20 protein-coding genes are annotated in these 22,577 nt (G+C 72.3%); 2 read left to right on the top strand and 18 right to left on the bottom strand.

The window, feature by feature from the left end:
- Window positions 1-84: 84 nt before the first annotated feature.
- From lepB (J0670_RS03100) to proS, 11 genes are all read right to left on the bottom strand, one after another.
- Window positions 85-840 (bottom strand): signal peptidase I, encoded by a 756-nt coding sequence (gene lepB / locus J0670_RS03100; RefSeq protein WP_207809326.1) that lies wholly within the window; start codon window positions 838-840, stop codon window positions 85-87.
- A 145-nt stretch (window positions 841-985) separates the two neighbouring features.
- Entirely contained in the window at window positions 986-1,801 is an 816-nt protein-coding gene (lepB, locus tag J0670_RS03095) for a signal peptidase I (RefSeq protein ID WP_374223054.1), read from the bottom strand.
- Window positions 1,802-2,233: 432 nt separating this feature from the next.
- The gene (gene lepB / locus J0670_RS03090; protein ID WP_307806357.1) at window positions 2,234-3,013 is read right to left on the bottom strand and encodes a signal peptidase I; all 780 of its coding nucleotides are present in this window, start codon (window positions 3,011-3,013) and stop codon (window positions 2,234-2,236) included.
- Window positions 3,014-3,188: 175 nt separating this feature from the next.
- The gene (gene lepB / locus J0670_RS03085; RefSeq protein ID WP_243436446.1) at window positions 3,189-3,836 is read right to left on the bottom strand and encodes a signal peptidase I; all 648 of its coding nucleotides are present in this window, start codon (window positions 3,834-3,836) and stop codon (window positions 3,189-3,191) included.
- A gap of 356 nt (window positions 3,837-4,192) precedes the next feature.
- Window positions 4,193-4,543 carry a 50S ribosomal protein L19 gene (rplS, locus tag J0670_RS03080; RefSeq protein ID WP_207809318.1) on the bottom strand — a complete coding sequence of 117 codons (351 nt, stop codon included), beginning with the start codon at window positions 4,541-4,543 and terminating at the stop codon, window positions 4,193-4,195.
- Between the two features lie 155 nt (window positions 4,544-4,698).
- Window positions 4,699-5,517 (bottom strand): tRNA (guanosine(37)-N1)-methyltransferase TrmD, encoded by an 819-nt coding sequence (trmD, locus tag J0670_RS03075; protein WP_207809341.1) that lies wholly within the window; start codon window positions 5,515-5,517, stop codon window positions 4,699-4,701.
- Window positions 5,518-5,666: 149 nt separating this feature from the next.
- Window positions 5,667-6,227: a ribosome maturation factor RimM gene (rimM, locus tag J0670_RS03070; RefSeq protein ID WP_207809316.1), complete on the bottom strand. Its 561-nt coding sequence runs from the start codon at window positions 6,225-6,227 to the stop codon at window positions 5,667-5,669.
- Window positions 6,228-6,385: 158 nt separating this feature from the next.
- Entirely contained in the window at window positions 6,386-6,625 is a 240-nt protein-coding gene (locus J0670_RS03065; protein WP_030056773.1) for an RNA-binding protein, read from the bottom strand.
- Window positions 6,626-6,627: 2 nt separating this feature from the next.
- Window positions 6,628-7,056 carry a 30S ribosomal protein S16 gene (rpsP, locus tag J0670_RS03060; RefSeq protein WP_207809315.1) on the bottom strand — a complete coding sequence of 143 codons (429 nt, stop codon included), beginning with the start codon at window positions 7,054-7,056 and terminating at the stop codon, window positions 6,628-6,630.
- A 445-nt stretch (window positions 7,057-7,501) separates the two neighbouring features.
- The gene (locus tag J0670_RS03055; protein ID WP_196946891.1) at window positions 7,502-8,080 is read right to left on the bottom strand and encodes a hypothetical protein; all 579 of its coding nucleotides are present in this window, start codon (window positions 8,078-8,080) and stop codon (window positions 7,502-7,504) included.
- Window positions 8,081-8,482: 402 nt separating this feature from the next.
- Entirely contained in the window at window positions 8,483-9,895 is a 1,413-nt protein-coding gene (gene proS / locus J0670_RS03050; protein ID WP_207809313.1) for a proline--tRNA ligase, read from the bottom strand.
- 211 nt (window positions 9,896-10,106) lie between these two features.
- Between proS and J0670_RS03045 the strand changes: the two genes are divergently transcribed.
- Window positions 10,107-10,931 (top strand): class I SAM-dependent methyltransferase, encoded by an 825-nt coding sequence (locus J0670_RS03045; RefSeq protein WP_243436445.1) that lies wholly within the window; start codon window positions 10,107-10,109, stop codon window positions 10,929-10,931.
- Window positions 10,932-11,061: 130 nt separating this feature from the next.
- On the opposite strand, the gene ftsH is transcribed toward J0670_RS03045, so the two are convergent.
- The 7 genes from ftsH to J0670_RS03010 form a co-directional block, all read right to left on the bottom strand.
- The gene (gene ftsH, locus J0670_RS03040; RefSeq protein ID WP_207809312.1) at window positions 11,062-13,026 is read right to left on the bottom strand and encodes an ATP-dependent zinc metalloprotease FtsH; all 1,965 of its coding nucleotides are present in this window, start codon (window positions 13,024-13,026) and stop codon (window positions 11,062-11,064) included.
- A 72-nt stretch (window positions 13,027-13,098) separates the two neighbouring features.
- Window positions 13,099-13,641: a GNAT family N-acetyltransferase gene (locus J0670_RS03035; RefSeq protein ID WP_207809310.1), complete on the bottom strand. Its 543-nt coding sequence runs from the start codon at window positions 13,639-13,641 to the stop codon at window positions 13,099-13,101.
- A 106-nt stretch (window positions 13,642-13,747) separates the two neighbouring features.
- The gene (gene ffh, locus J0670_RS03030) at window positions 13,748-15,313 is read right to left on the bottom strand and encodes a signal recognition particle protein (protein WP_207809337.1); all 1,566 of its coding nucleotides are present in this window, start codon (window positions 15,311-15,313) and stop codon (window positions 13,748-13,750) included.
- A 101-nt stretch (window positions 15,314-15,414) separates the two neighbouring features.
- A complete protein-coding gene (locus J0670_RS03025; RefSeq protein ID WP_207809308.1) occupies window positions 15,415-17,868 on the bottom strand; it encodes a [protein-PII] uridylyltransferase in 2,454 nt (817 codons plus the stop codon).
- Between the two features lie 14 nt (window positions 17,869-17,882).
- Window positions 17,883-18,221 (bottom strand): P-II family nitrogen regulator, encoded by a 339-nt coding sequence (locus J0670_RS03020; protein WP_207809306.1) that lies wholly within the window; start codon window positions 18,219-18,221, stop codon window positions 17,883-17,885.
- The gene (locus tag J0670_RS03015) at window positions 18,221-19,654 is read right to left on the bottom strand and encodes an ammonium transporter (RefSeq protein WP_207809335.1); all 1,434 of its coding nucleotides are present in this window, start codon (window positions 19,652-19,654) and stop codon (window positions 18,221-18,223) included. Before J0670_RS03015 ends, J0670_RS03020 begins: the two co-directional genes overlap by 1 nt.
- A gap of 374 nt (window positions 19,655-20,028) precedes the next feature.
- Complete coding sequence (locus tag J0670_RS03010; RefSeq protein WP_207809304.1) at window positions 20,029-21,483, bottom strand: hypothetical protein; 1,455 nt, start codon at window positions 21,481-21,483, stop codon at window positions 20,029-20,031.
- A 615-nt stretch (window positions 21,484-22,098) separates the two neighbouring features.
- Here J0670_RS03010 and J0670_RS03005 point away from each other — a divergent pair.
- The coding region (locus J0670_RS03005) for a DNA primase (protein ID WP_207809302.1) at window positions 22,099-22,577 on the top strand (479 nt) is incomplete at its 3' end.

The following is a 22,577-nucleotide window of genomic DNA, read 5'->3' as shown; positions in this document are numbered from 1 at the left end:
ATCGGTGGCGCTATCGATCCTGCCACCCGACGTGTCCGTCCGGGGCGATGTTCGCCAGAGCGGCCCGAGCGACGACGTTCGCGCTCAGGAGCTGCGCCCCCGGCGGAGTCGGCGGGCCAGGCCCGCCACCCCGCCCACCGCCGAGGTCACGAGGATCAACGCCGCGCCCGCAACGCTGGCGTAGGCGGCCGGCTGAAGCGGCCCCGGCCGGGAGGCCTTCGAGCCCGTGAGGCCGTCGAAGGCCGTGACCCGGTCGAGCACCCCCGTCCGGCCGAAGGGCAGCAGGGTGGCCTCGACCCTGCCCTCGACCGCGGAGGTCGGGACGGTCCCGCCGTCGACCTCCAGGTGGGTGCGGGAATCGAGCGAGCCGAGCCGGTTGTCGCCGAGCAGGAACAGCCTCCCCTGCGGCACCGTCACGCTGAACGACTCGCCCTGGCGGCCCTGCGCCGCGAGGTAGGGCTCGTCCACCGGCTGTCCGTCGACGGTCAGCCTCTGGGCGACGCCGGTGGTGGCGACGGTGTCCCCGCCGACCGCGACCACCCGCTTGACCATGAGTTCCCCGCCCCAGGCCTGGTCACGGAAGACCACCACGTCGCCCCGGCCGATGGCTCCGCCGTCCACCTTGCGGGCGAGCACGGTGTCCCCGATCTGCAGCGTCGGGTGCATCGAGGCGGTCGGGATCTTGTACGGCCGGTAGTCGACGGCGATCAGGGCGAAGCCGCCGACCATCAGCACCAGTCCGAGCGCCAGCGCGATCCCCTGCAGTACTGCGGCGGGCCTGCGGCGGGGACGGGCGGGCGTCTCCGGGCGGTCGGCCGACTGCTCCACGACACTGCTCATCGACACCGTCCACCTCTGGCCGACCGGAGAACACCACTGGCACGCCGGGGGCTCGGTCGGAGACGCCGACGGGCCGTGGCACGTCCGAGCAGATTACTCGTCGGTACCACGGCCCGCGCAAGGGTCTGGGAGGACCCGGTGGAGCTCAGGACTCCTTCCGGCGGTCCGCCCGGGTCCGAACCCGACGCACCAGCGGAAGGAGGGCGACGGCACCCACCGCGCCGGCCACGGGCGGCGCCACCGGCAAGGCCGCCGCCAGGCCCTTCTGGTCGAAGGTGTCAGGCACCGGGAGCGTGGACCAGTGGCTGATCGGCCAGGCCACCACGAAGGCTCGCCCGATCACGTTGTCCACCGGCACGGAGCCGCCGCCCGGCTGGTCCATGTGGAAGCGGGAGTCCAGCGAGTCGGCGCGGTGGTCGCCCATCACCCAGATGCGGCCGTCCGGCACCTTCACCGGGCCGAAGGGCTGCGTGCCGCAAGGGGTGTTGCCCGCGTAGATGTACGGCTCGTCGAGCGCGACACCGTTGACCTTGACCGGCCCGTCGCCCTTGCACTCGACGGTGTCCCCGCCGACCGCGATGACCCGCTTGATCAGGTCCTTCTCGTTGGCGGAGGGCATCAGGCCGACGAAGCTGAGCACGTCCTGCACCCCGCGGACGAAGGAGTTGCTGCTCTGCTGGGTGGGCTCGTCGTTCAGCCAGCCGCCCGGGTCGTGGAAGACCACGACCTCTCCGCGCTCGGGTTCGGCCCCGAACCAAGGGGTCAGCTTGTCCACCAGAACGCGGTCACCCACCTGCAGCGTGTTCTGCATCGACTCCGACGGAATGGAGAACGCCTGGACGAAGAAGGTCTTGATCACGAGAGCGAGGATCAGCGCGATGCCGATCAGGATCGGCAGCTCCTTCAGGAAGGAGCGCTGTTTGCGAGGCTTGGCCGAAGTCTTGCCCGCCGTACTGTTCACCGCCTCAGTCTCCGGCTCCTGGGGTTCCGGGGATCCGTCTGCCCCGGTGTGGTGCTCATCGGCGGACTGTGCCGCCGCGTCGTCGACCGCGGCGGACGGTGCCGAGGACTCCGCGGACTGGGTCACCCGGCCGCTCGAGCCCTCGGGTTCCCCGGCGCCTGAGCGGGCGCCGATCGCCAAATCCCCCACAACGTCTCCTCCCTGCTGTGCGGACGCCCGCGCGCCCGCGCTCAGAGTGCCGCACAGCGGGCACCACGCTCACCACGGCCATGAACGCATCAGGGCTGCCCACGGCGGACTCCCCTGACACCCAACACGGCTTCGGAGCACGACCGGGACCACTCCCGGCCGCACCTGCACTTCTCTATCACTCCGGAGCATCCGGCTCGCGGTTCCACACGCGCGATCCGGCCGTTCGGCACCCTGGGCGGCTCACTCGGGAGGCCGTCCCGGCCGACGAACGACGAACGGAAGGATGCCCAACACACCCATAACGAGCGGAGGTTCCACGGGAACCGGCCCAACGCCCATCGATTTCGGCGTAGTTCCGCCGACCTGCGGAGCCAGGGCCAGAGAGGAGAGTGAACTCGGCTCATCGAGTTGATGGAAGCGGTCCAACGGAAAGCCGATCAGGAACGCGCGACCGACCACGTCGCTCAGCGGGACGGTGCCCTGCCCCGGATTTCCCATGTGGAAGCGGGAGTCGGCGGAGACGTCCCGATGGTCGCCCATCACCCACAGGCGCCCCTTCGGCACCGTGACCTTGAACGGCTGTCGGGAAGGCGGGTTGCCCGGCGCCAGGTACGGCTCCTCCACGGGGCGGCCGTTGACGCTGAGCCGCCCCTGCGCGTCGCAACACTCGACGGTGTCCCCGCCGACGCCGATCACGCGCTTGATCAGGTCCTGCTCGTTCTCGGACGGCAACAGCCCGACGAAGGTGAGCACCTGCTTGGCCGCGCCCAGTACCGGGCCGTCGTCGGTCGGCTTGCGATCGTGCTCCAGCCAACCGCCCGGGTCCTTGAACACCACCACGTCGCCACGCTGCGGCTCACTGCCGAACCAGGGGGTCAACTTGTCCACCAGCACCCGGTCCCCGACCTGGATGGTCTGCTCCATCGAGCCCGAAGGGATCACGAACACCTGGATCAGGAAGGTCTTCATCACCAGTGCCACCAGCAGTGCCACCAGGATGATCAGCGGGAACTCCCGCAACAGTGAGCGCTTGCGCCAGCGGGCCGCGCGTCGGGCGCTGCGGCGGCGCTCGGCACGGCCTCGGGCCGGCGGGGCCGGGTCGGGCGGTACGGCACCCGGTCTGTCGCCGCCTGGTCTACCGCCGCCCGGTCTGCCGTCCCCCGGTTCCGGGGCGTGGCGGTCGGCGCCCCGCCCCCTACCCCTGGATCCCATGACCACCCGTCCCCGCAGTCACGGCGAAGGCCGCGGGCCGGTCCAGGCTGGTCCAGCGCGAGAACGGGTAGACCACCCAGTCCACCCGGCCGATCACCTTGTCCTCGGGTACGAAGCCGCCTCCGGGCTCACCGAGGTGGTCGCGCGTGTCCCGGGAGGCGCTCCGGTGGTCACCCAGCACGAACAGCTTGCCGGCGGGCACCACGATGTCGAAGGCCACGTCGGACGGCTGGTCTCCCGGGGCCAGGTAGGAGGTCTCATCCACCGGCACGCCGTTGACGGTGATCGGCGCGCCCGGCCCGGTGCTGGTGACCCGGTCCCCGCCGACACCGATCACCCGCTTGACGTAGACGGTGTTTCCGGCCGGGGCCAGCCCGAGGTCGCGGCCGAGCGAGCGCAGTCCGTCCCAGAACCCGGGCGGCTCCGCCGACGCCGGGAGGAAGGAACCCGTACCGTCGAAGACCACGATGTCGCCCCGCTGAGGGTGGCCGCCGAAGGCGTAGGCGAGCTGGTTCGCGATCAGCCGGTCCCCCGGGCGCAGGGTCTCCTCCATCGAACCGGAGGGCACCGCGTACGGCCGGGCGACGAAGGCGTTGACCAGGAGCAGGGCCCCCAGGCAGATCCCGACCAACAGCAGCAGGTCCCGCGAACGCGAGCGCTCGGGCTCCTCGTCCGGACCGGGCTCCTCGCCCGAATCAGGCTCTGTGTCCGGCCCCGGTTTCCCGCCCCCGTCCGGTTCCTCGCCCTCTCGCCGCCGCTCACCATCGTGTGGCTCCGCAGCCTCGGAGGCAGCGGAGGCAGCGGGAGCAGCCGCGGCACCCCCGGAAACGACCGCGGACCGCGACAGCGAGTCCGCACCGGTAGGTGCGGGACTGCCGTCGCGGTCCGCGGGTGGTTCGTGCGTGCTCATCGGGGGGTGAGCTTACCTTGCGGTGGCCCGGCCCTTCGGAGCTCTCCGATCCCCCGGCGAGGCCGGGGGCCGGTGGATCAGCGGTCGCGCTTCTCCTTGATCTTCGCGGCCTTGCCGCGGAGGTCACGCAGGTAGTACAGCTTGGCGCGGCGAACCGCACCGCGGGTCACGACCTCGATCTTCTCGACGACCGGGGTGTGCACCGGGAAGGTGCGCTCCACGCCGACGTTGAAGCTGACCTTGCGAACGGTGAAGGTCTCACCGATGCCGGAGCCGTGGCGGCGGATGACGATGCCCTGGAAGACCTGGACACGGGAGCGGTTGCCCTCGATGACCCGGACGTGAACCTTCAGGGTGTCACCGGCGCGGAAGGCCGGGATGTCGGTGCGCAGCGAGGCCGCGTCGACAGCAGCGAGCTTGTTGCTCATGTTGCTCTCCATCGCAGGCGCCACGGGCCGCCCACGGAAGTTCGTCACAATGGGGTCTGCTGCGGGCCGCATCGGCTGACGGCGATCCCCCCGTGGCGGGGGCGCCGGTCCACGTGCCCCCTACGAAAGGGAAACCAGCGACAGACAGCAGCCGCCTATTCTTCCACATCACCGGCCACGGACCGAAATCGGCCGAGCCCCTCGTCCCAGGCGAGGCCGAGGATGCTGAGCGCCTCCCGGTCCTTCTTGTCGAAGGCGCCGTACCGCCAGCGCTCGACCAGGTCGGGGCGGTTCGCCAGGGTACGGGCGAAGGCCTGCTCCCGGCGCCAGCGGGCGATCCGACCGTGGTTGCCGCTGAGCAGCACGTCCGGCACCGTCCGGCCGCGCCACTCGGCGGGCTTGGTGTAGACCGGACCCTCCAGCAGGTCGGCCATCGCACCGGGCGCGAAGGAGTCGTCCCGGTGGGATTCGGCGTTGCCGAGCACCCCGGGCAGCAGCCGGGCGATCGCCTCGACCATCACCAGCACCGCGACCTCGCCGCCGGCCAGCACGTAGTCACCGATCGAGGTTTCGACCACCGGCATCCGGGTGGCCGCCTCCTCGATCACCCGGCGGTCGATGCCCTCGTACCGCGCGGGGGTGAACGCCAGCCAGGGGCGGCAGGCCAGTTCCTGGGCGAGCTCCTGGGTGAACGGGCGCCCGCTCGGGGTCGGCACGACCAGGGTGGGCAGCTCGCCCTCGGGCCCGCCGGCCACCACCGCGTCCAGCGCCTCGCCCCACGGCTCGGGCTTCATCACCATGCCGGGACCGCCGCCGTACGGGCTGTCGTCCACCGTGCGGTGCACGTCGTGGGTCCACTCGCGCAGGTCGTGGACGTGCACGTCCAGCTGGCCGCGGGCACGGGCCTTGCCGACCAGCGAGATGTTCAGGGGCTCCAGGTACTCGGGGAAGATCGTGACGACGTCTATCCGCATCCCGGACTGGACGACCCGCCCGGCCGCCTCCTCGGCAGCACCCGCAGCCCCCGCAGCGACACCGGCGTCAACAGCGGCATCAGCGCCCGAACCCGCACCCGCACCCGCGTCGACACCAACACCGACACCAGCACCGCTCTGTTCGACGGTCACTCCGACTCCTCCGGCTCCTCCGCCGCACTGCGGGCGACTTCAGCCTGCTCGGGGTCGATCAGACCGGCCGGCGGGGTGATCACGGCCCGCTGGTTCTCCAGGTCGATGGTCGGCACGATCTGGCTGACGAAGGGCACCAGCACCTCCGTGCCGTCGGCCTTCTTCACCGTGAGCAGGTCCTGGTAGGGCAGGTGGACCACCTCGGTCAGCTCGCCGACCAGGGTGCCGTCGAGCAGCACCACGTCCAGGCCGATCAGCTGGTGGTCGTAGTACTCCTCCGGGTCCTCGGGCCGCTCCTCCGGGTCGACCTCGGAGATGAGCAGGGTGCCCCGCAGCGCCTCGGCCGCGTTGCGGTCCTTGACGCCGGCGAAGCGCAGCAGCAGTCGGCCACTGTGCACCCGCCCGGACTCGATGGTCAGCGGTCCGGCCGAGGCCGGGTCGGTGAGCAGGACGGCACCGGGGCCGAGCCGGAGTTCCGGCTCGTCGGTGCGGACCTCGACACTGACGTCCCCCCTGATGCCGTGGGCACGGCCGATCCTGCCGACGACGAGCTGCACGGTGATCGTTCTCCTGGATTTCCTGAAACGAGTGATGGCGAGACGGACGGTGGCGAGACGGAAGGCCCGACGAAAACGGAAGCCACGACGAAAAAGGCCGACCGGGACGACATGCGTCCCGGTCGGCCTCAAGCCCGACGGCTGAACGAGCAGCTGCGTCAGCGAATGTTGTCCACGTCGACCAGGTCGACCCGGACGTTGCGACCGCCGAGGGCGCCGACCACGGTGCGCAGAGCGCGCGCCGTACGGCCGCCCCGGCCGATCACCTTGCCGAGGTCATCGGGGTGCACCCGCACCTCGATGGTGTTGCCCCGACGCAGGTTGCGCGAGCGCACCTGCACCTCGTCGGGGTGCTCGACGATGCCCTTCACCAAATGGTCGAGGGCGTCCTCGATCACGATCAGGCCTCGGCGGCGGCGTCGGCCTCAGCCTCGGCCTTGTCCGACTTCTTGGCCTTCGGGGTGATGGCGACACCGGTGGTGGCGTCCTCGAAGCCGGCGACGGCCTTGGCGAACAGGTGCGAGAAGTCCTCGACCTTCGGCTCGGCGACCTTCAGCGGCTCCGGAGCCGGCAGGCCCTTGAACTTCTGCCAGTCGCCGGTCAGCTTGAGGATGGCGAGCACCGGCTCGGTCGGCTGGGCGCCGACGGACAGCCAGTACTGGGCGCGGTCGGTGTCGACCTCGATCTTCGAGGGGTTGTAGGTCGGCTGGTAGATGCCGATCTCCTCGATCGCGCGGCCGTCACGCTTGGTGCGGGCGTCGGCGACGACGATGCGGTAGTGCGGGGAGCGAATCTTGCCGAGACGCTTCAGCTTGATCTTGACTGCCACGGGAGTGGATTCTCCTGGTGTTGACGTGGGTGAGCGGCCTCGCCGTCCGCGTGGGGTTGCGGGGCGGGTCGTTCAAGGGACACGCCAGCCGTAGGAGAGAGGGGTCCTGCCCGGCTGCCGAGTACTCAGCTGTCCATTCTGCCATACCTGCGCGAACCGCCCGCACGCGGCCCTGGACGCCGCACCCTGCGCGAACCGCCCGCACGCGGCCCTGGACGCCGCACCCTGCACGCACCCCCGCACGTACCCCGGGCGGCCTCGGCTCAGGGTCCGACCGGGAGCCCCCGCTCCCGGTCAGCCCACGGACTCACCGGTACCGATCCATCCGGTCGGTCGGTCAGTCGGTCGGTCGCTCCGGCCACACCGGCTGCCCGCACAGCCGTCGGCCGGTTCCGGTTCCCCGGCTACGCGATCCGGACGCGACCCCGACGCGATCCCGACCGGGCTACGCGATCTTGAACGGCTGCTGGCACGCCCCGCAGACGATCGACGCCTGCGCGAGCACCGACGGCACGACGCGGACGTTGCGCCCGCAGCCGCAGACCGCCTTGACCCGGACGCCGCCCCCGGAGGAGCCGTGCCGGGCCGCCGGACCGCGGAAGGCGCGGTTCGCGCCCTCTCCGGCCACCGCCTCCTGGTGCGCACCGAGGGCGCGGTCCAGGCGTTCGATGGTCTCGGCGTAACGCTCCTGGGTCTCCTTGAGCATGGTCACCTGGGAGAAGCCGCTGCTGGCGTGCGGCTCGACCGGGTGCGCCAGACCGAGCTCGGAGGCGAGCATCAGGAAGCGCCGGTTGTGGTAGCGGCCGGCCCGCGAGGTGTCCCGGATGTCCCGGGCCGCGGCCAGACCGTGGGCAGCCTCGTGGAGGAGCCGCTCGAAGCCGAGCCGCGTGCCACAGGCCGAGGAGGACTCGCCGATCAGGGCCTCGGGCGAGGCCAGGTCGGGAAGGTCCTGGTGGTAGGCCTGGATGTCACTCCAGGCGGCGGCCAGTTCGGCCGCGAGAACGAGGGGCTGTGTCGTGCTCACGCTAGACCAACGATGCAGAGCGAGCCGATGTTCCGCATGTTCCCGTTCTCCGGGAATTCCCAGGGAACTCCCAGGAATGCACGACTGCGCGCGAATTGCGCGTTCCGGATCTGACGCAAGACCAACCCCCTGCCGGTTTCGGCCCGTCGAAGAGTCGGCGGGCCTCGTGAATTCCGTCCCGGGAGGCGGGCTGTCGCCCCCTGGACGTACGGCCCGTGGACCCGTCGAAGTTGACAGGGCCACGGGCCGTACACCGTACCGCTATTCCGTTAATACCGGCAGTTGACCGGCCAGTAGGGGTGTCCGGTGCCGGGACGCCTCTGTGAAAGTTACCGGATTCTTACTCACCCGCATTCCGGGCAAATGTCGCCGGTAACGGTCATTACCTGCGGGTAAGAGGCATCAGTACGCGCGGGCGACGATCGCGATATTGCCGTCCTGGTCGTCCGACTGCGGCACCGAACCGTCGGCCGCGACGATGCAGCGCACCGAGACGCCCTGCTCGGCCAGCTTGGCCTCGCCCTCCGGGCCGAGGTCGGCCCAGGAGATCCGGCCCCAGCCGGTCGCGGCGGCCTCGGCGGCCTCGTCGATGGTCTTGACGTCGACGGTGCGGGCCTCGCGGCGCTCGCGGGACTGACGCAGCAGGAGCGCCTGGTCCTCGTCCAGGATGCCCGGCAGCAGCGCGGCCAGGGCGTCGATGGAGACCGGCTCCTTGCCGCCCGGGATGCGGCGGGCCAGCATCGCGGTGCCGTTCTCCAGGTCGCGCGGACCGACCTCGATGCGCAGCGGAACGCCCTTGAGCTCCCAGTCGACGGCGCGGCGGCCGAACGGGGTGTCGGTGCGGTCGTCGACGACGACCCGGATGCCGGCCGCCTCCAGCGCGGCACCGATCTCGCGGACCTTGGCGATGACCGCGTCGTCGCCCTTGATGGCGAGCACGACGGCCTGGACCGCGGCCAGGCGCGGGGGCACCCGCAGACCGTTGTCGTCGCCGTGGGACATGATCAGGCCGCCGACCATGCGGGTCGAGACGCCCCAGGAGGTCTGCCAGACGTGCTCGCGCTCGGCACCCTGCAGCTGGTAGGTGGTGTTGAACGCCTTGGCGAAGTTCTGGCCCAGCTCGTGGCTGGTGCCCATCTGCAGCGCCTTGCCGTCGCCCATCATGCCCTCGAGGGTGAGGGTGTTGATGGCGCCGGCGAAGCGCTCCTTGGCGGTCTTGCGGCCGAGCACGACGTCGATGCCGAGCACGTTGGTCATGAAGTCGCCGTAGACGTCGGTGTGGATCATCGACGCGTAGGCGCGGGCGTCCTCGTACGTGGCGTGGGCGGTGTGGCCCTCCTGCCAGAGGAACTCGGTGGTGCGCAGGAAGACGCGCGGGCGCAGCTCCCAACGGACCACGTTGGCCCACTGGTTGATCAGCAGGGGCAGGTCGCGGTGGCTCTGCACCCACTTGGAGAAGTACTCGTTGATGATCGTCTCGGAGGTGGGCCGGACCACGACCGGCTCCTCGAGCTGCTTGCCGCCGCCGTGGGTGACCACCGCGAGCTCGGGCGCGAAGCCCTCGACGTGCTCGGCTTCCTTGGTCAGGTAGGACTGCGGGATGAACATCGGGAAGTAGGCGTTCTGCGCGCCCGCCTTCTTGATGCGCGCGTCCATCTCCTGCTGCATCCGCTCCCACAGGCCGTAGCCGTACGGTCGGATGACCATGGTGCCGCGCACCGGACCGTTGTCGGCCAGCTCGGCCTTGTTGATGAGGTCCTGGTACCAGCGCGGGAAGTCTTCCGCCTGAGGGGTGAGAACGGGTGCCTTAGCCATGGGCCGAATGGTACGGGGCTCAGCCCCCCGACTTCGAATCGGATTCACACCCGCGGCACAGGGACGGCTCCCGCAGGGGGCGCACGACCGCGACACGCGCGCACCACCCCGCACCCCTCTGGACGCCGGGCCCGACCCGCTGTTCGCTGGAGTGGGGCGGGACTTTGGGGGAGCCGTAGCAGGACACCGAAGGACCGGATGGGAGGCCGCGATGGCTTCAGCTCGGACGACCGGTACGACCGTACGACCGACGGGCGCACGATCGCACCACCCGCAGCCCGGGGCCGCCCGGCCCGCGCGGGCGCGCGACTGGGCGGAGATCCAGGAACGCATGCTGGTGCCGCTCTACGAGGCGGTCTACGACCGGTTGGAGGTCGGCCCGGCGAGCAGCGTGCTGGGGCTGGGCTGCCGGTCCGGACTGGCCCTGCTGCTCGCGGCCGGACGGGGTGCCCAGGTCGCCGGGCAGGAGCCGCGGGAGGAGCTGCGCGAGCTGGCCCGGGACCGCCGGCTGCGGGTGTGCGCCGGGCCGCAACCGAGCGCCGCCGTCCCCCGCTCGGCCCATTCGCTGGTGACGGTTTTCGAGCAGCTGCCCGGCGCCGCCGACCCCTGCTCGGTGGTCGCCGAGGCCGCCCGGCTCACTCTCCCCGGCGGGTACGTGGTGCTGGCCGCCTGGGGCCCGCCGGAGCGCTGCGAGAGCGCCCCGGTCCTGGACGTGGCGCGCCGGATGGCGGGCCGGACCGGCGCACGCGACCCCTTCGAGCTGAGCGTGCCCGGCGCCCTGGAGGATCTGCTCCCCCCGGCCGGCCTGCGCCCGGCCGGCAGCGGCCGGGTCAGCTGCCCGTTCGCCTACCCGGACCTGGACAGCGCGGTGCGCGGCCTGCTCTCCACCGGGCTGTTCGAGCCGGCCGAGGAGTTCTCCGGTGCCTCGCTGGTGGCCAAGGAACTGGAGGAGGCGCTGCAGCCGTACCTGCGCGCGGACGGCTCGGTCCGGATGGAGAACGTCTTCCGCTACCTGGTCGCCGAACGGCCGCGCTGACGAACGAGGACCGGGGCACCCGCCACTCGGACGGACCAACCCAGGACGGACGCAACCCGGGGCACCCACCACCCCGACGGACGCAACCGGGGGCGCCCGCCACCCTGGCGAGCGCCCCCGGTCGTACCGCTCACGCCCGGTCGATCGACTTCCCACCGGAAGCGTCGGGCCCGTCCTCCTCGGACGTCTTCCGCGGCACCCCCGCCGCCCGGTAGGCCTGCTCCTCGTCCAGCGTCTCCGCCTCCAGCAGCGCCGCCGCGAGCGCGTCCAGCCGGTGCCGCTGCTCGGTCAGCAGCCGCACCGCGTCCTCGTAGCACTCGGCGACGATCCGCCGGGCCTCCTCGTCCACCGCGTCCAGGGTGGTCGGCGCGGCGGAGAGCCCGTACGTACCGGCGCCCTGCGCGTCCGCGGGCACCGCGGTGAGCCGCCCGACCCGCTCGCTCATGCCCCAGCGCCCGGCCATCCCGCGGGCGATGCTGGTGACCTGCTCCAGATCGCTCTCCGCGCCGGTGGTGATCACCCCGTAGACCACCTGCTCGGCGGCCATCCCGCCCAGCGCGCCGATGATCCGGCCGCGCAGGTAGGGCTCGGTGTACGAGTAGCGGTCGTTCTCCGGGGTGGAGAGGGTGACGCCGAGCGCGCGGCCGCGCGGCACGATGGTGATCTTGCGGACCGGGTCCGCACCCGGCTGGAGCATGCCCAGCAGCGCGTGCCCGCTCTCGTGGTACGCCGTCCGCTCGCGCTCCTCCTGCGGCATCACCAGCGGCCGCACCGCGCCGAGTTGGACCTTCTCCAGGGCGTCCGAGAGGTCCCGCTCGTTGACCGTGTCCTGCTTGCGCTTGACGGCCAGCAGGGCGGCCTCGTTGACCAGGTTGGCGAGCTCGGCGCCGGTCATCCCGGGGGTGACCTTGGCCAGCTGGTTGAGGTCGGCGCCGCCGGCCAGCGGGACGGCCCGGGTGTGGATGCGCAGGATGGCGGCGCGGCCCTCCCGGTCGGGCGGGCTGACGGTGATCCGCCGGTCGAAGCGGCCGGGGCGCAGCAGCGCCGGGTCGAGCACGTCGGCCCGGTTGGTGGCGGCGATCACGATGACGCCCTCGGAGCCGGTGAAGCCGTCCATCTCGGTGAGGATCTGGTTGAGCGTCTGCTCGCGCTCGTCGTGCCCGCCCATGCCGCCGCCGGCGCCGCGCTGGCGGCCGATGGTGTCGATCTCGTCGATGAAGATGATGGCCGGGGCGACCTTGCGGGCCTCGGCGAACAGTTCGCGCACCCGGCTGGCGCCGACGCCGACGATCATCTCGATGAACTCGGAGGCGGAGGCGGAGAAGAACGGCACGTCCGCCTCGCCGGCCACGGCCCGGGCGAGCAGCGTCTTGCCGGTCCCGGGCGGGCCGCTGAGCAGCACACCGCGCGGCATCTTGGCGCCGAGCCTGCGGTACTGGTCGGGGTTCTTCAGGTAGTCGACCACCTCGGTGAGTTCGGCCTCGACCTCGTCGATGCCGGCCACGTCGGCGAAGGTGGTGCGCTTGCCCTGTTCGGCGGTGACCGGCTTGGGCGGGGCCTTGCGGCCGAGCGGCCCGGCGCCGAGGCCGCCGGCCATCCGGCGGGCGAGCAGCACCCAGATGAAGATCAGCAGCAGCATCGGGGCGAGCGAGATCAGCAGGTTAGTGAGGAAGCTGCGCTGCTGGACCGGCGAGGTGGCGGTGACCTCGACGCCGTGCTGCTGCAGCGTGGCCCACAGGTTGTCCCCGGCGAAGGACGGCCGCTGGGTGTCGAACTCGGTGTAGTCGCCCTTGCCGCCGTCCGGTTTGGGCTGGGCGCTCTTGAGGGTGCCCTCGATCGAGTCGCCCTTGGAGTAGATCTTGGTGATGTTGCCCTTGTTCAACTGGTTGTTGAACTCGGTGTAGGAGATCGTGGTGGTGGCCTCGTTGCCGAAGAAGGACAGCAGCAGGTCGGAGATCAGGAACACCACGAGTGCGGTGAGGACGAGGCCTCCCCAGCCGCCGGGCATGCGACGGCGGGGCGGTGGCGGGGGTGGGGCGCCCTCGGACCGCCAGGGCTGGTCCGGGGTCTGGCGCGGCGGCACGGGTTCGGTCACCCCCCGGACGATACGGACAGGCGTCCGGGCGGGCCAACCGCAACGCCGCGCCGGGGGCCGCCCCGGCGCGGGTCACATCTCGGCGCCCGGCCACTCCTCGGCGGTCAGCGCGAAGCGCTCGTGGTCGCGCCAGTCCCCCTGGAGGAACAGCATCCGCGGGGTGAAGCCCTCGTGCCGGAAGCCGAGCCGTTTGGCCATCGCGATCGAACGCTCGTTCTCCGGCTGCACGTTGATCTCCAGCCGGTGCAGGCCCAGCCCGTCGGCCGACTGCGGGGCGAAGCAGCGGTCCAGGACCAGCCGCAGGCCCTCGGTCATCCGCCCGGTGCCGGCGAACGGCAGGTACGCGTCGTAGCCCAGCGTCGCGTTGCAGAAGCGGCCCATCACGATGTTGGCGACGTTCACCTTGCCGACCAGCCCGCCGGTGTCCCGGTCGAAGATCAGGAAGGTGCGCAGGCCCGCCCCCTGGCGCTCCAGCAGTTCGGGCAGGCCGTCCGGCTCGACCGGGTTCCACCGCCCGATGTGGTCGGCGGACCGGCGGACCGCCTCGGCGTACAGCACCACGTCCTCGGCCCTCGGGGCCCTGATCGTCACTCGCACACCAACATCATCGGACATGCGAGCGGCCCGCCGCCCGGAGATCACCGAACGACGGGCCGATCGAAGACCCGCCCAGACCGGCCCGAGCCGATCAGGGCCGGTCAGGAAACGCACCGGTCAAGGACTACAGCAGGTCCTTGAACTCCTTGGGCAGCTCGAAGTCCGCCGGGCCCTTGCCCGCGCCGAGGCCGAACGCGCCGCCGTCGGCCGGGGCCTGGCCGCCACCCGCGCCGAGCGCGCGGCGCTCGGCGGCCGCGGCCTCCTCCTGCGCCCGCTTCAGCGGGTTGCCGCTCTTGCGCTTGCCCTTGGCCTGCGGGGCCTTCTTGGCCGACTTCTTCGAGCCGCCGCCCATGCCCGGGATCCCCGGCATGCCGGGCATGCCCTTGCCGGAGGCCATCGCGGACATCATCTTGCGGGCCTCGAAGAACCGCTCGACCAGGTTCTTGACCTCGCCGACCTGGACGCCCGAGCCCTTGGCGATGCGGGCCCGGCGGGAGCCGTTGATCAGCTCCGGCTCGGCGCGCTCGGTCGGGGTCATCGACTTGATGATCGCGCCGACCCGGTTGACGTCCTTGTCGTCGATGTTGTTGATCTGGTCCCGGATCTGCCCCATGCCGGGCAGCATGCCGAGCAGCTTGGAGATCGAGCCCATCTTCTGGACCTGCTCCAGCTGCGACAGGAAGTCGTCCAGGGTGAACTGCTTCGGGCCGCCGCGCAGCTTGGCGGCGATCTTCTCGGCCTCGGCCTGCGAGAAGGTCTGCTCGGCCTTCTCGATCAGCGAGAGGACGTCACCCATGCCGAGGATGCGCGAGGCCATCCGGTCGGGGTGGAAGGCGTCGAAGTCGTCGACCTTCTCGCCGTTGGAGGCGAACATGATCTGCCGACCGGTGACGTGCGCGACCGACAGGGCGGCACCGCCGCGGGCGTCGCCGTCGAGCTTGGAGAGCACCACACCGGTGAAGTCGACGCCGTCGAGGAAGGCCTGCGCGGTGGTGACCGCGTCCTGGCCGATCATCGCGTCGACGACGAACAGGACCTCGTCCGGGTTCACCGCGGCGCGGATGTCGGCGGCCTGCTGCATCAGCTCGGCGTCGATGCCGAGGCGGCCGGCGGTGTCGACGACGACGACGTCGTACTGCTTCTGCTTGGCGTACTCGATCGAGTCCTTGGCGACCTGAACCGGGTCGCCGACGCCGTTGCCCGGCTGCGGGCCGTAGAAGGCCACGCCGGCCCGCTCGGCGACCACCTGGAGCTGGTTGACCGCGTTGGGGCGCTGGAGGTCACAGGCGACCAGCAGCGGGGTGTGCTTCTGCTTCTTCAGCCAGAGGCCCAGCTTGCCCGCGAGGGTGGTCTTACCCGCACCCTGCAGACCGGCGAGCATGATGACGGTCGGGCCGTTCTTGGCGAACCGCACCCGGCGGGTCTCGCCACCGAGGATCGCGATGAGCTCCTCGTTGACGATCTTGATGATCTGCTGCGCCGGGTTCAGCGCGCCGGAGACCTCGGACCCGAGCGCCCGCTCCTTGACCTGCTTGATGAAGGCCCGGACGACCGGCAGCGCGACGTCCGCCTCCAGCAGCGCGATGCGGATCTCGCGGGCGGTGGCGTCGATGTCCGCCTCGCTCAGGCGGCCCTTGCCCCGGAGGTTCTTGAACGTCGCTGCGAGGCGATCGGAAAGGGTGTCGAACACGTCGTCGCGGGTCCTCTGCGGCATCGGTATCGGTACGGTCGTCGTCCCCCAGGGTATCCGGCCGCCCCGGGTACGGTCTCCACCCCTGCCCGGACCGGCTCTCAGCCCAGCGCGGCCCGGACCGCCGCCACCACCACCCCGGACCGTTCCGCGGTGAGCGGGCGGCCCGCCGGATCGGTCAGGTAGAACGAGTCGACGGCCTCCGCGCCCAGCGTGGAGACGTACGCGGTGCGCACCCGAACGCCCGCCCCGTCCAGCGCCCGGCCGATCCGGTGCAGCAGCCCGGGGGCGTCGTGCGCACGGACCTCCAGGACGGTCGCGGTCGCCGAGGCCACCGCGGGGGCCACCGCGACCAGCGGCGGCGGGGTCGGTATGCCCCGACGGCGCGGGGCGGCGGCGTCCCGCTCGGCGAGGCGGCGGGCGACGTCCAGCGAACCGTCCAGCGCCCGGCGCAGGTCGGCGCGCAGCCGGGCGGCCTCCGGCAGCTCGCCGTACTCGGCGGCCACCCGCCAGGACAGCAGCAGCACCGGGCCGGCGCCGATCGGGTCCAGCTCGCGCAGGCCCGCCGAGCGGACGGTCAGCCGGTGCAGCGCGAGCACCCCGGCGACGGTGCCGAGCAGGCCGGGCCGGTCCGGGACGGCCAGGTTCAGTTCGACGCCCATCGGCTCGGTGCCCGGGTCCGCGCCCTCGGCCCGGGCTTGGGCCTGGGCCCGCAGCGACAGCGCCGGACCGTCGGTGCGGGCGGCCTCGACCGCGAGCCGTTCCTGCTCGGCGGTCGGTGCCGCCGCCACCTCCGCGCCCCCACCCGCGCCCCCGGCCAGCTGGGCTGCGGCCCGGGTCACCAGGCCGTCCACCAGCGAGGCGCGCCAGCGGCTCCACGCGGCCGGGCCGGTGGCCAGCGCGTCCGCCTCGGTGAGCGCGTGCAGCAGCTCCAGCTCGGGCAGGGTGCCGACGGCCTTGGTGATCGCCTCGACGGTGGCCGGGTCGTCCGGGTCGCGCCGGGTCGCGGTGTCCACCAGCGTCAGGTGGTGACGGACCAGCACCGCCAGGGTCTCGGTGTCCTCGGGCGGGAAGCCCATCCGGGTGGCCAGGTCGCGAACGATCACCTCGCCCGCCCCGCTGTGGTCGCCGGGCCACCCCTTGCCGATGTCGTGCAGCAGCGCGGCGACCAGCAGCAGGTCCGGCCGGGCCACCCGGCGGGTCATCGCGGCGGCCCGGACCGCCGTCTCCACCAGGTGCCGGTCCACCGTCCAGCGGTGCACCGCGTTGCGCTGCGGACGGCAGCGGACCCGCTCCCAGTCCGGCAGCAGCCGGGTGACCAGGCCCTGCGCCTCCAGCGCCTCCCACACCGGGACGGCCGCCTCCCCCGCGCCGAGCAGGGCGACCAGTCGCTCGCGCGCCTCGTCCGGCCAGGGCACCGGCAGCGGTCGGCACTCGGCGGCCAGTCGGCGCACCGTCGCGTGGGAGACGGTCAGCCCGTTCTGCGCGGCGGCGGCCGCGGCACGCAGCGGCAGCACCGGGTCGGCGGCCGGGCGGGCGGCCTGGGCGAGCACCGCCTCGCCGTCCTGCTCGACCACGCCCTCGGCGAGCGGGCGGCGCTGGACCGCGCCCCGGGCCACCGCACCGGTGCCGCGCCCGGCACCGGTGAAGGGGATGGCCAGTCGGCCCACCCGGCGGCCCCGGCCGGAGCGGGCGGCGAGCACCCGGTCCACCGCCCGCCAGGTGACGTCGCTCGCGTAGGCGATCGTGCGGGCGGCCTCGTAGACCTGGCGCAGCAGGGTGTCGGCGTCCAGTACGCCGAGCCGCTCGGCGACCTGGTCCTGGTCGTGGAGGCTGAGCCGCTCGGTGGCCCGGCCGGTGGCCAGGTGCAGCGCGTCGCGGACGTCGGCGAGCCGCAGCCCGGCGGCGGCCAGGCCGTCCCGGGGCGCGTCGGCGAGCCAGCTGGCGGCGACGGCGTCGAGCGCGACCAGGTCGCGCAGGCCGCCGCGGGCCTCCTTGAGGTCGGGCTCCAGCAGGAAGGACAGCTCGCCGTGCCGCTCGGCCCGCTCCCGGCCCAGCTCTCGGAGCTCGGGCAGGCGCGCGGGGGCGCTCGCGCGCCAGTCGGTGAGCACCGCGGAGCGCAGCGCGGCGGTGAGCGCCCCGTCCCCGGCGAGGTGGCGGGCGTCCAGCAGGCCCAGCTGGGCCTTGAGGTCGGCGGCGGCGACAATACGGGCCTCGGCGAGGGTGCGCACCGAGTGGTCGAGCCGGGCGCCGGCGTCCCAGACCGGGTACCAGACCCGCTCGGGCAGCTCGCGGGCGATCGGGCCGTCGTGCAGCAGCAGGACGTCCAGGTCGCTGCGCGGGGACAGCTCGCCCCGCCCGTAGCCGCCGACCGCGACCAGCGCGACGCCGGACGGCGGGGCGCCGGCCGCGGCGAGCAGCCCGGCCAGCCAGTCGTCGGTGAGCCGGGCGAGCGCGGTGCGGCGGGGCCGGCCGGTCAGGCCGGGGGCGGCGAGCAGCGCGGCCCGGGCGGCGGCGTGGTCGCCCGGGTCCACCGGGTCGGTCGGGGTGGTCATGCCGGGCGCCGGGGCTACAGGGCGTCCGGGCCGCGCTCGCCGGTGCGGACCCGGACGGCGGTGTCGACCGGGATGCTCCACACCTTCCCGTCGCCGATCTTGCCGGTCCGGGCGGCCTTGACCAGGACCTCGATCAGTTCGTCGGCGTCCTCGTCCTCGATCAGGACCTCGATCCTGATCTTCGGCACGAGGTCCACGGTGTACTCGGCGCCCCGGTAGACCTCGGTGTGGCCCCGCTGGCGGCCGTAGCCGCTGGCCTCGGTGACGGTCAGGCCGTGGACCCCGAAGGCCTGCAGGGCGGCCTTGACCTCGTCCAGGCGGTACGGCTTGATCACGGCGGTGATGAGCTTCATCAGACGTCGACCTCGGTCTTCTCGGCGCTCTTCTCAGCGGTCTTCTCGGCGGGCGCAGCGGACTTCTCAGCGGGCGCAGCGGACTTCTCAGCGGGCGCAGCGGACTTCTCAGCGGGCGCGGCGGCCGGGGACGGGGCCGCGAAGGTGAGGCCCGGGGTCTGCACGGCCCGGGCCAGGCCCGCACCCACCGCGCTGAAATCGTAGGCGGACTCGGCGTGTTCGGCCTGGTCGATGCCGCCCACCTCGGCCTCCTCGGTGACCCGGAAACCGACCATCCGGTCGACCGCCTTGGCCAGCAGCCAGGACAGCACGAAGGAGTACGCCGCGACCACCGCCACCCCCATCGCCTGCTTGCCGAGCTGGCCGAACCCGCCGCCGTAGAACAGGCCCTTGGCGGTCTGGCCGACCCCGCCGGTGGCGAACAGGCCGACCAGCAGCGAGCCGACCGCCCCGCCCACCGCGTGCACGCCGACCACGTCGAGCGAGTCGTCGAAGCCCCAGCGGTACTTGAGCGAGACGGCGGCGGAGCAGACCGCGCCCGCGACCAGGCCGATCGCCACCGCGCCGAGCGGGCTGACCGAGCCGCAGGCCGGGGTGATCGCGACCAGCCCGGCCACCGCTCCGGAGGCGGCACCCAGTGTGGTGAACGCGCCGTGCCGGAGCCTCTCGTAGACCAGCCAGCCGACCAGCGCCGCCCCGGTGGCGACCTGGGTGTTCACCACCGCCATCGCGGCCACCCCGTTGGCGGCCAGCGCCGAGCCCGCGTTGAAGCCGAACCAGCCGAACCACAGCAGCCCGGAGCCGAGCATCACCAGCGGCAGGCTGTGCGGGCGCATCGGGTCCTTCTTGAAGCCGACCCGCTTGCCCAGCACCAGGCAGAGCGCGAGGCCCGCGACCCCGGCGTTGATGTGCACGGCCGTCCCGCCGGCGAAGTCGATCACGCCGTTGCGGTCGCCCAGCCAGCCGCCGTGGCCGCCGTCGAAGAAGAACACCCAGTGCGCGACCGGGAAGTAGACGACGGTCACCCAGAGCGCGATGAACAGGCCCCAGGCGGCGAACTTGGCCCGGTCCGCGACGGCGCCGCTGATCAGCGCCGGTGTGATGATCGCGAACATCATCTGGAAGACCGCGAACGCCGTCACCGGAATGGACCCGGTCAGCTCGTTCAGCCCGATGCCGCGCATCCCGAGGAAGTCCAGGTTCCCGATGAGTCCCGCGAAGGCGTCGGGCCCGAAGCTGAGCGAGTACCCGTACAGGACCCAGAGCACGCTGACGATGCCGAGCGAGAGGAAGCTCATCGCCAGCATGTTCAGGGTGCTCTTGGCCCTGACCATGCCCCCGTAGAAGAAGGCCAGGCCCGGGGTCATCACCATGACCAGGGCCGCACTGATGAGCACGAAGGCGGTGTCGCCCGCGCTGAAGCCGTCCGGCATCGGCGTCTCCTCTGCGTCCAAGCCGCTCCACCCCGGGACGTCCCGTGCCACCCGGGGGCGTCGGCGATGAGAGGAGAGTGCCGAAGGCTGGTTTCGGCGAGTGCGGCCGGTTGTTTCGCGGCCGTGACGCATGCGTCGCGCGGGTTACGAGCGCGTGAACCGTGGCCCCGAAGCACGGCCGGACGGGTGAACGGGCCGCCGCCCGGGGCCGCCGGTGCCGCAAGACCACCGGCGCCACGACCGCCGCTGCCGCTGCCACGACCGCCACCGACCGTGGCGGCGGCGGCCGGCACGGTCGGTGGAGTCAGCGCGGTGGCGGGAGTCTGCGCGGTGGCAGGAGTCGGCGCAGTGGCGGCCTCAGCGGAAAGGCCGCGTCACACCACCGAGACGAACTCGGGGATGTCCTGGACCACCCGCTCCTTGAGCCGGCTCACCGCGTCCACGCCCTTGAACCGGGCGGCCGCGGCCTCCGTGGTCTTGCGGACCCGGGAGTTCAGCCGCTCCGACCGCACCTTGGTGGCGATGTCCACCGCCTGCTCGGCCATCACGACCGCCTGCTCGGCCTCCTTCTGCAGCAGGTGCACGCTGGCCATGCCGATCAGGTTGAAGGCGTACGACCGCACGTGGTCGTCGTCCTGGCGGAAGAGGTCGACCGCCCGCTCCATCACCGGCGCCGACATCGAGGCGTACAGCTGGGCGTTGTCCGAGTGGTAGGCGAGGTCGCGGAAGGAGTGCGCGTTCTCCGCGTTGAGCTCGGCCGGGGAGAAGAACTTCAGCCAGTCCGGATCCTGGTCCGCCTCGCGGATGTCCGTGAAGGTGTCCTCGGCCAGCCGGATCGCCCGGGCGCAGCGGTTCACCTCGCCGATGGTGGCGTAGGCGCGCGCCTCCATCGCGTACAGCAGCGACTGCTGGCGCGGGGTGGCGGTGTCACGGCTGCCGTACTGCGCCAGGTGGATGAGTTCCAGGGCGTCCTCGCCCCGGTTGAGGTGGATCATCTGGCGGCTCATGTCGGTGAGGATCAGCGCGCCGAACGGGCGGTCGCCGGCCTCCTTGGCGGCGTGCAGCGCGAGCACGTAGTACTTCTGCGCGCTCGGGTGCATCCCGACGTCGTACGACATCCAGCCCGCCAGGTGGGCGAGCTCGGCGGTGAGCCGGAACAGCCGCTTGGTGGTGTCCTCGTTGTACGTCTCCTGGAGCAGGTCGGTGACCTCGTGGAGCTGGCCGACCACGGCCTTGCGGCGCAGGCCGCCGCCGTTCTGCGCGTCCCACTGGCGGAACATGACCGTGGTCTGCTCCAGCAGTTCCAGCTCGGGCTCGGAGAGCCTGCCGGTGAAGGCCTCGCCGCCGTTGGCCGCGGTGAGGATCGGGGTGGGCATGCCGGTCGGGCCGGGGGCGAGCCAGCGTTGCATCGGCTCGATCAGCGCGGCGCCGGCGGTCAGCGCGAGCGAGGTGCCGAGGAAGCCCCGGCGGTTGAGCATGAGGTCGCTGCGGGAGTAGTCGCTGATCAGCTGGACGGTCTGCGGCGCGCTCCACGGCAGGTCCACGCCGCCGCCCACCGTGGAGACCGGGATGGCGGCGCGCAGGCCGAGGTCCTCGATCGAGACCACCGAGCCGAAGCGCTCGGAGAACAGCTCGGACATGATCTTGGGGATCGGCTCCCGGGGCTGTTCGCCGTCGAGCCAGCGGCGCACCCGGGAGGTGTCGGTGGAGACGTGGTGGGCACCGATCTGGCGGGCTCGACGGTTGACCTGACGGGCCAACTCACCCTTGGACCAGCCACTGCGGGCGAACCACGTGGTCAGCTTCTCATTCGGTTGCTTCTCTGCCATGGGAGCGTCCCATCCCGCCCGGCCCCTCGCGGGGCCCCCGATCGTGACCGCCCGACGGTTCGGGCTCTTGCCGGACGTGCCGTGCCTGAGGTGTTGCGGTACCGCCTCGTCGTACTGGTGTGCCATCGTCGCGGACGGTGCGTCAGATCCCCAACTCCCGCTCTCCGACGGCCCGGAGCAGGTACCCCGATGACGTCCGTGTGCTGAACGTAATGCCCCGCGAGGTGCCCACGGGAGCGGCGTTGGTGAAACGCCACCTTTCGCCACCCCCAGGAGTGAACCGAAGCCCGGGGGCACACGCTTCACTTAGGGAGTCCCGACGGTCCGGCATATGCGGGCCGCCAAGTCCCCCGGCCCATCCCGGAAGACCTGGCGGATCCGGCAATCCACCGCTGTCACAGGCGAGTTCACCATCCACTCCGGACGGCAACCGCCTCACGCACACGACGATCCGCCATCCTCGCCTCCGCCACAAGGCGGCGCCCGAGGCGCATGACCGCAACAGGCGCACGCCAAGCGCTGCGCGCCGCCACCGCACCACGCACGACGCACCAGAAAAGCGACTCACAGTCACCGTCCCGTAACCATCGGCAACCAGAACCTGTTGGGGGAGGCATGGACAACCTGTTCGGCGAACTTCGACTGGGGCACCTGCGGCTGGCACCGCTGGGCGCGCGCCGCCGCACCAAGGTCACCGCGTCCCAGGCCGCCGCGGAGTACACCGGCCGCTGGGGCTGGGCGGTCGCCACCGGCACCCCGGTCACCGGCGCCACCGCCCAGACCCGCTGTCCCTGCGGCTCCCACCGCTGCGCCGCGCCCGGGCTGCACCCCGTGCCGGGCGCCGGGGGCCGGGACCGCGGCACCGGAGCCGCGGCCTCGGTGCTCTTCCCCACCGGTCGCGCCTTCGACGTGCTGGACGTCCCCGAGCAGGCCGGTCTCCAGGCGCTGGTCCGCCTGGAGCGGATGGGCACCCAGGTCGGCCCGGTGCTCGCCCCGCCCACCGGCCGGCTCCAGTTCCTGGTCGCCCCCGGCACCGCCCGCCGGCTGCCCGACCTGCTGTACCGGATGGGCTGGGACGACGCCGCGCTCGACCT

The sequence above is a fragment of the Streptomyces sp. FH025 genome (genome assembly GCF_017427025.1).
GTDB lineage: Bacteria > Actinomycetota > Actinomycetes > Streptomycetales > Streptomycetaceae > Kitasatospora.
Note: the sequence above shows the minus strand (reverse complement) of the source record. Positions and strands in the feature narration are given on the sequence as shown.

Bases quoted from the DNA above. Each gene is read 5' to 3' on its own strand.
- proS (WP_207809313.1), bottom strand. From the start codon at position 9,895: ATGGCTAAGGCACCCGTTCTCACCCCTCAGGCGGAAGACTTCCCGCGC.
- trmD (WP_207809341.1), bottom strand. From the start codon at position 5,517: ATGCGGATAGACGTCGTCACGATCTTCCCCGAGTACCTGGAGCCCCTG.
- J0670_RS03015 (WP_207809335.1), bottom strand. From the start codon at position 19,654: ATGCCGGACGGCTTCAGCGCGGGCGACACCGCCTTCGTGCTCATCAGT.
- J0670_RS03025 (WP_207809308.1), bottom strand. From the start codon at position 17,868: ATGACCACCCCGACCGACCCGGTGGACCCGGGCGACCACGCCGCCGCC.
- J0670_RS03020 (WP_207809306.1), bottom strand. From the start codon at position 18,221: ATGAAGCTCATCACCGCCGTGATCAAGCCGTACCGCCTGGACGAGGTC.
- J0670_RS03045 (WP_243436445.1), top strand. From the start codon at position 10,107: ATGGCTTCAGCTCGGACGACCGGTACGACCGTACGACCGACGGGCGCA.
- rplS (WP_207809318.1), bottom strand. From the start codon at position 4,543: ATGAGCAACAAGCTCGCTGCTGTCGACGCGGCCTCGCTGCGCACCGAC.
- lepB (WP_207809326.1), bottom strand. From the start codon at position 840: ATGAGCAGTGTCGTGGAGCAGTCGGCCGACCGCCCGGAGACGCCCGCC.
- J0670_RS03035 (WP_207809310.1), bottom strand. From the start codon at position 13,641: ATGTCCGATGATGTTGGTGTGCGAGTGACGATCAGGGCCCCGAGGGCC.
- J0670_RS03010 (WP_207809304.1), bottom strand. From the start codon at position 21,483: ATGGCAGAGAAGCAACCGAATGAGAAGCTGACCACGTGGTTCGCCCGC.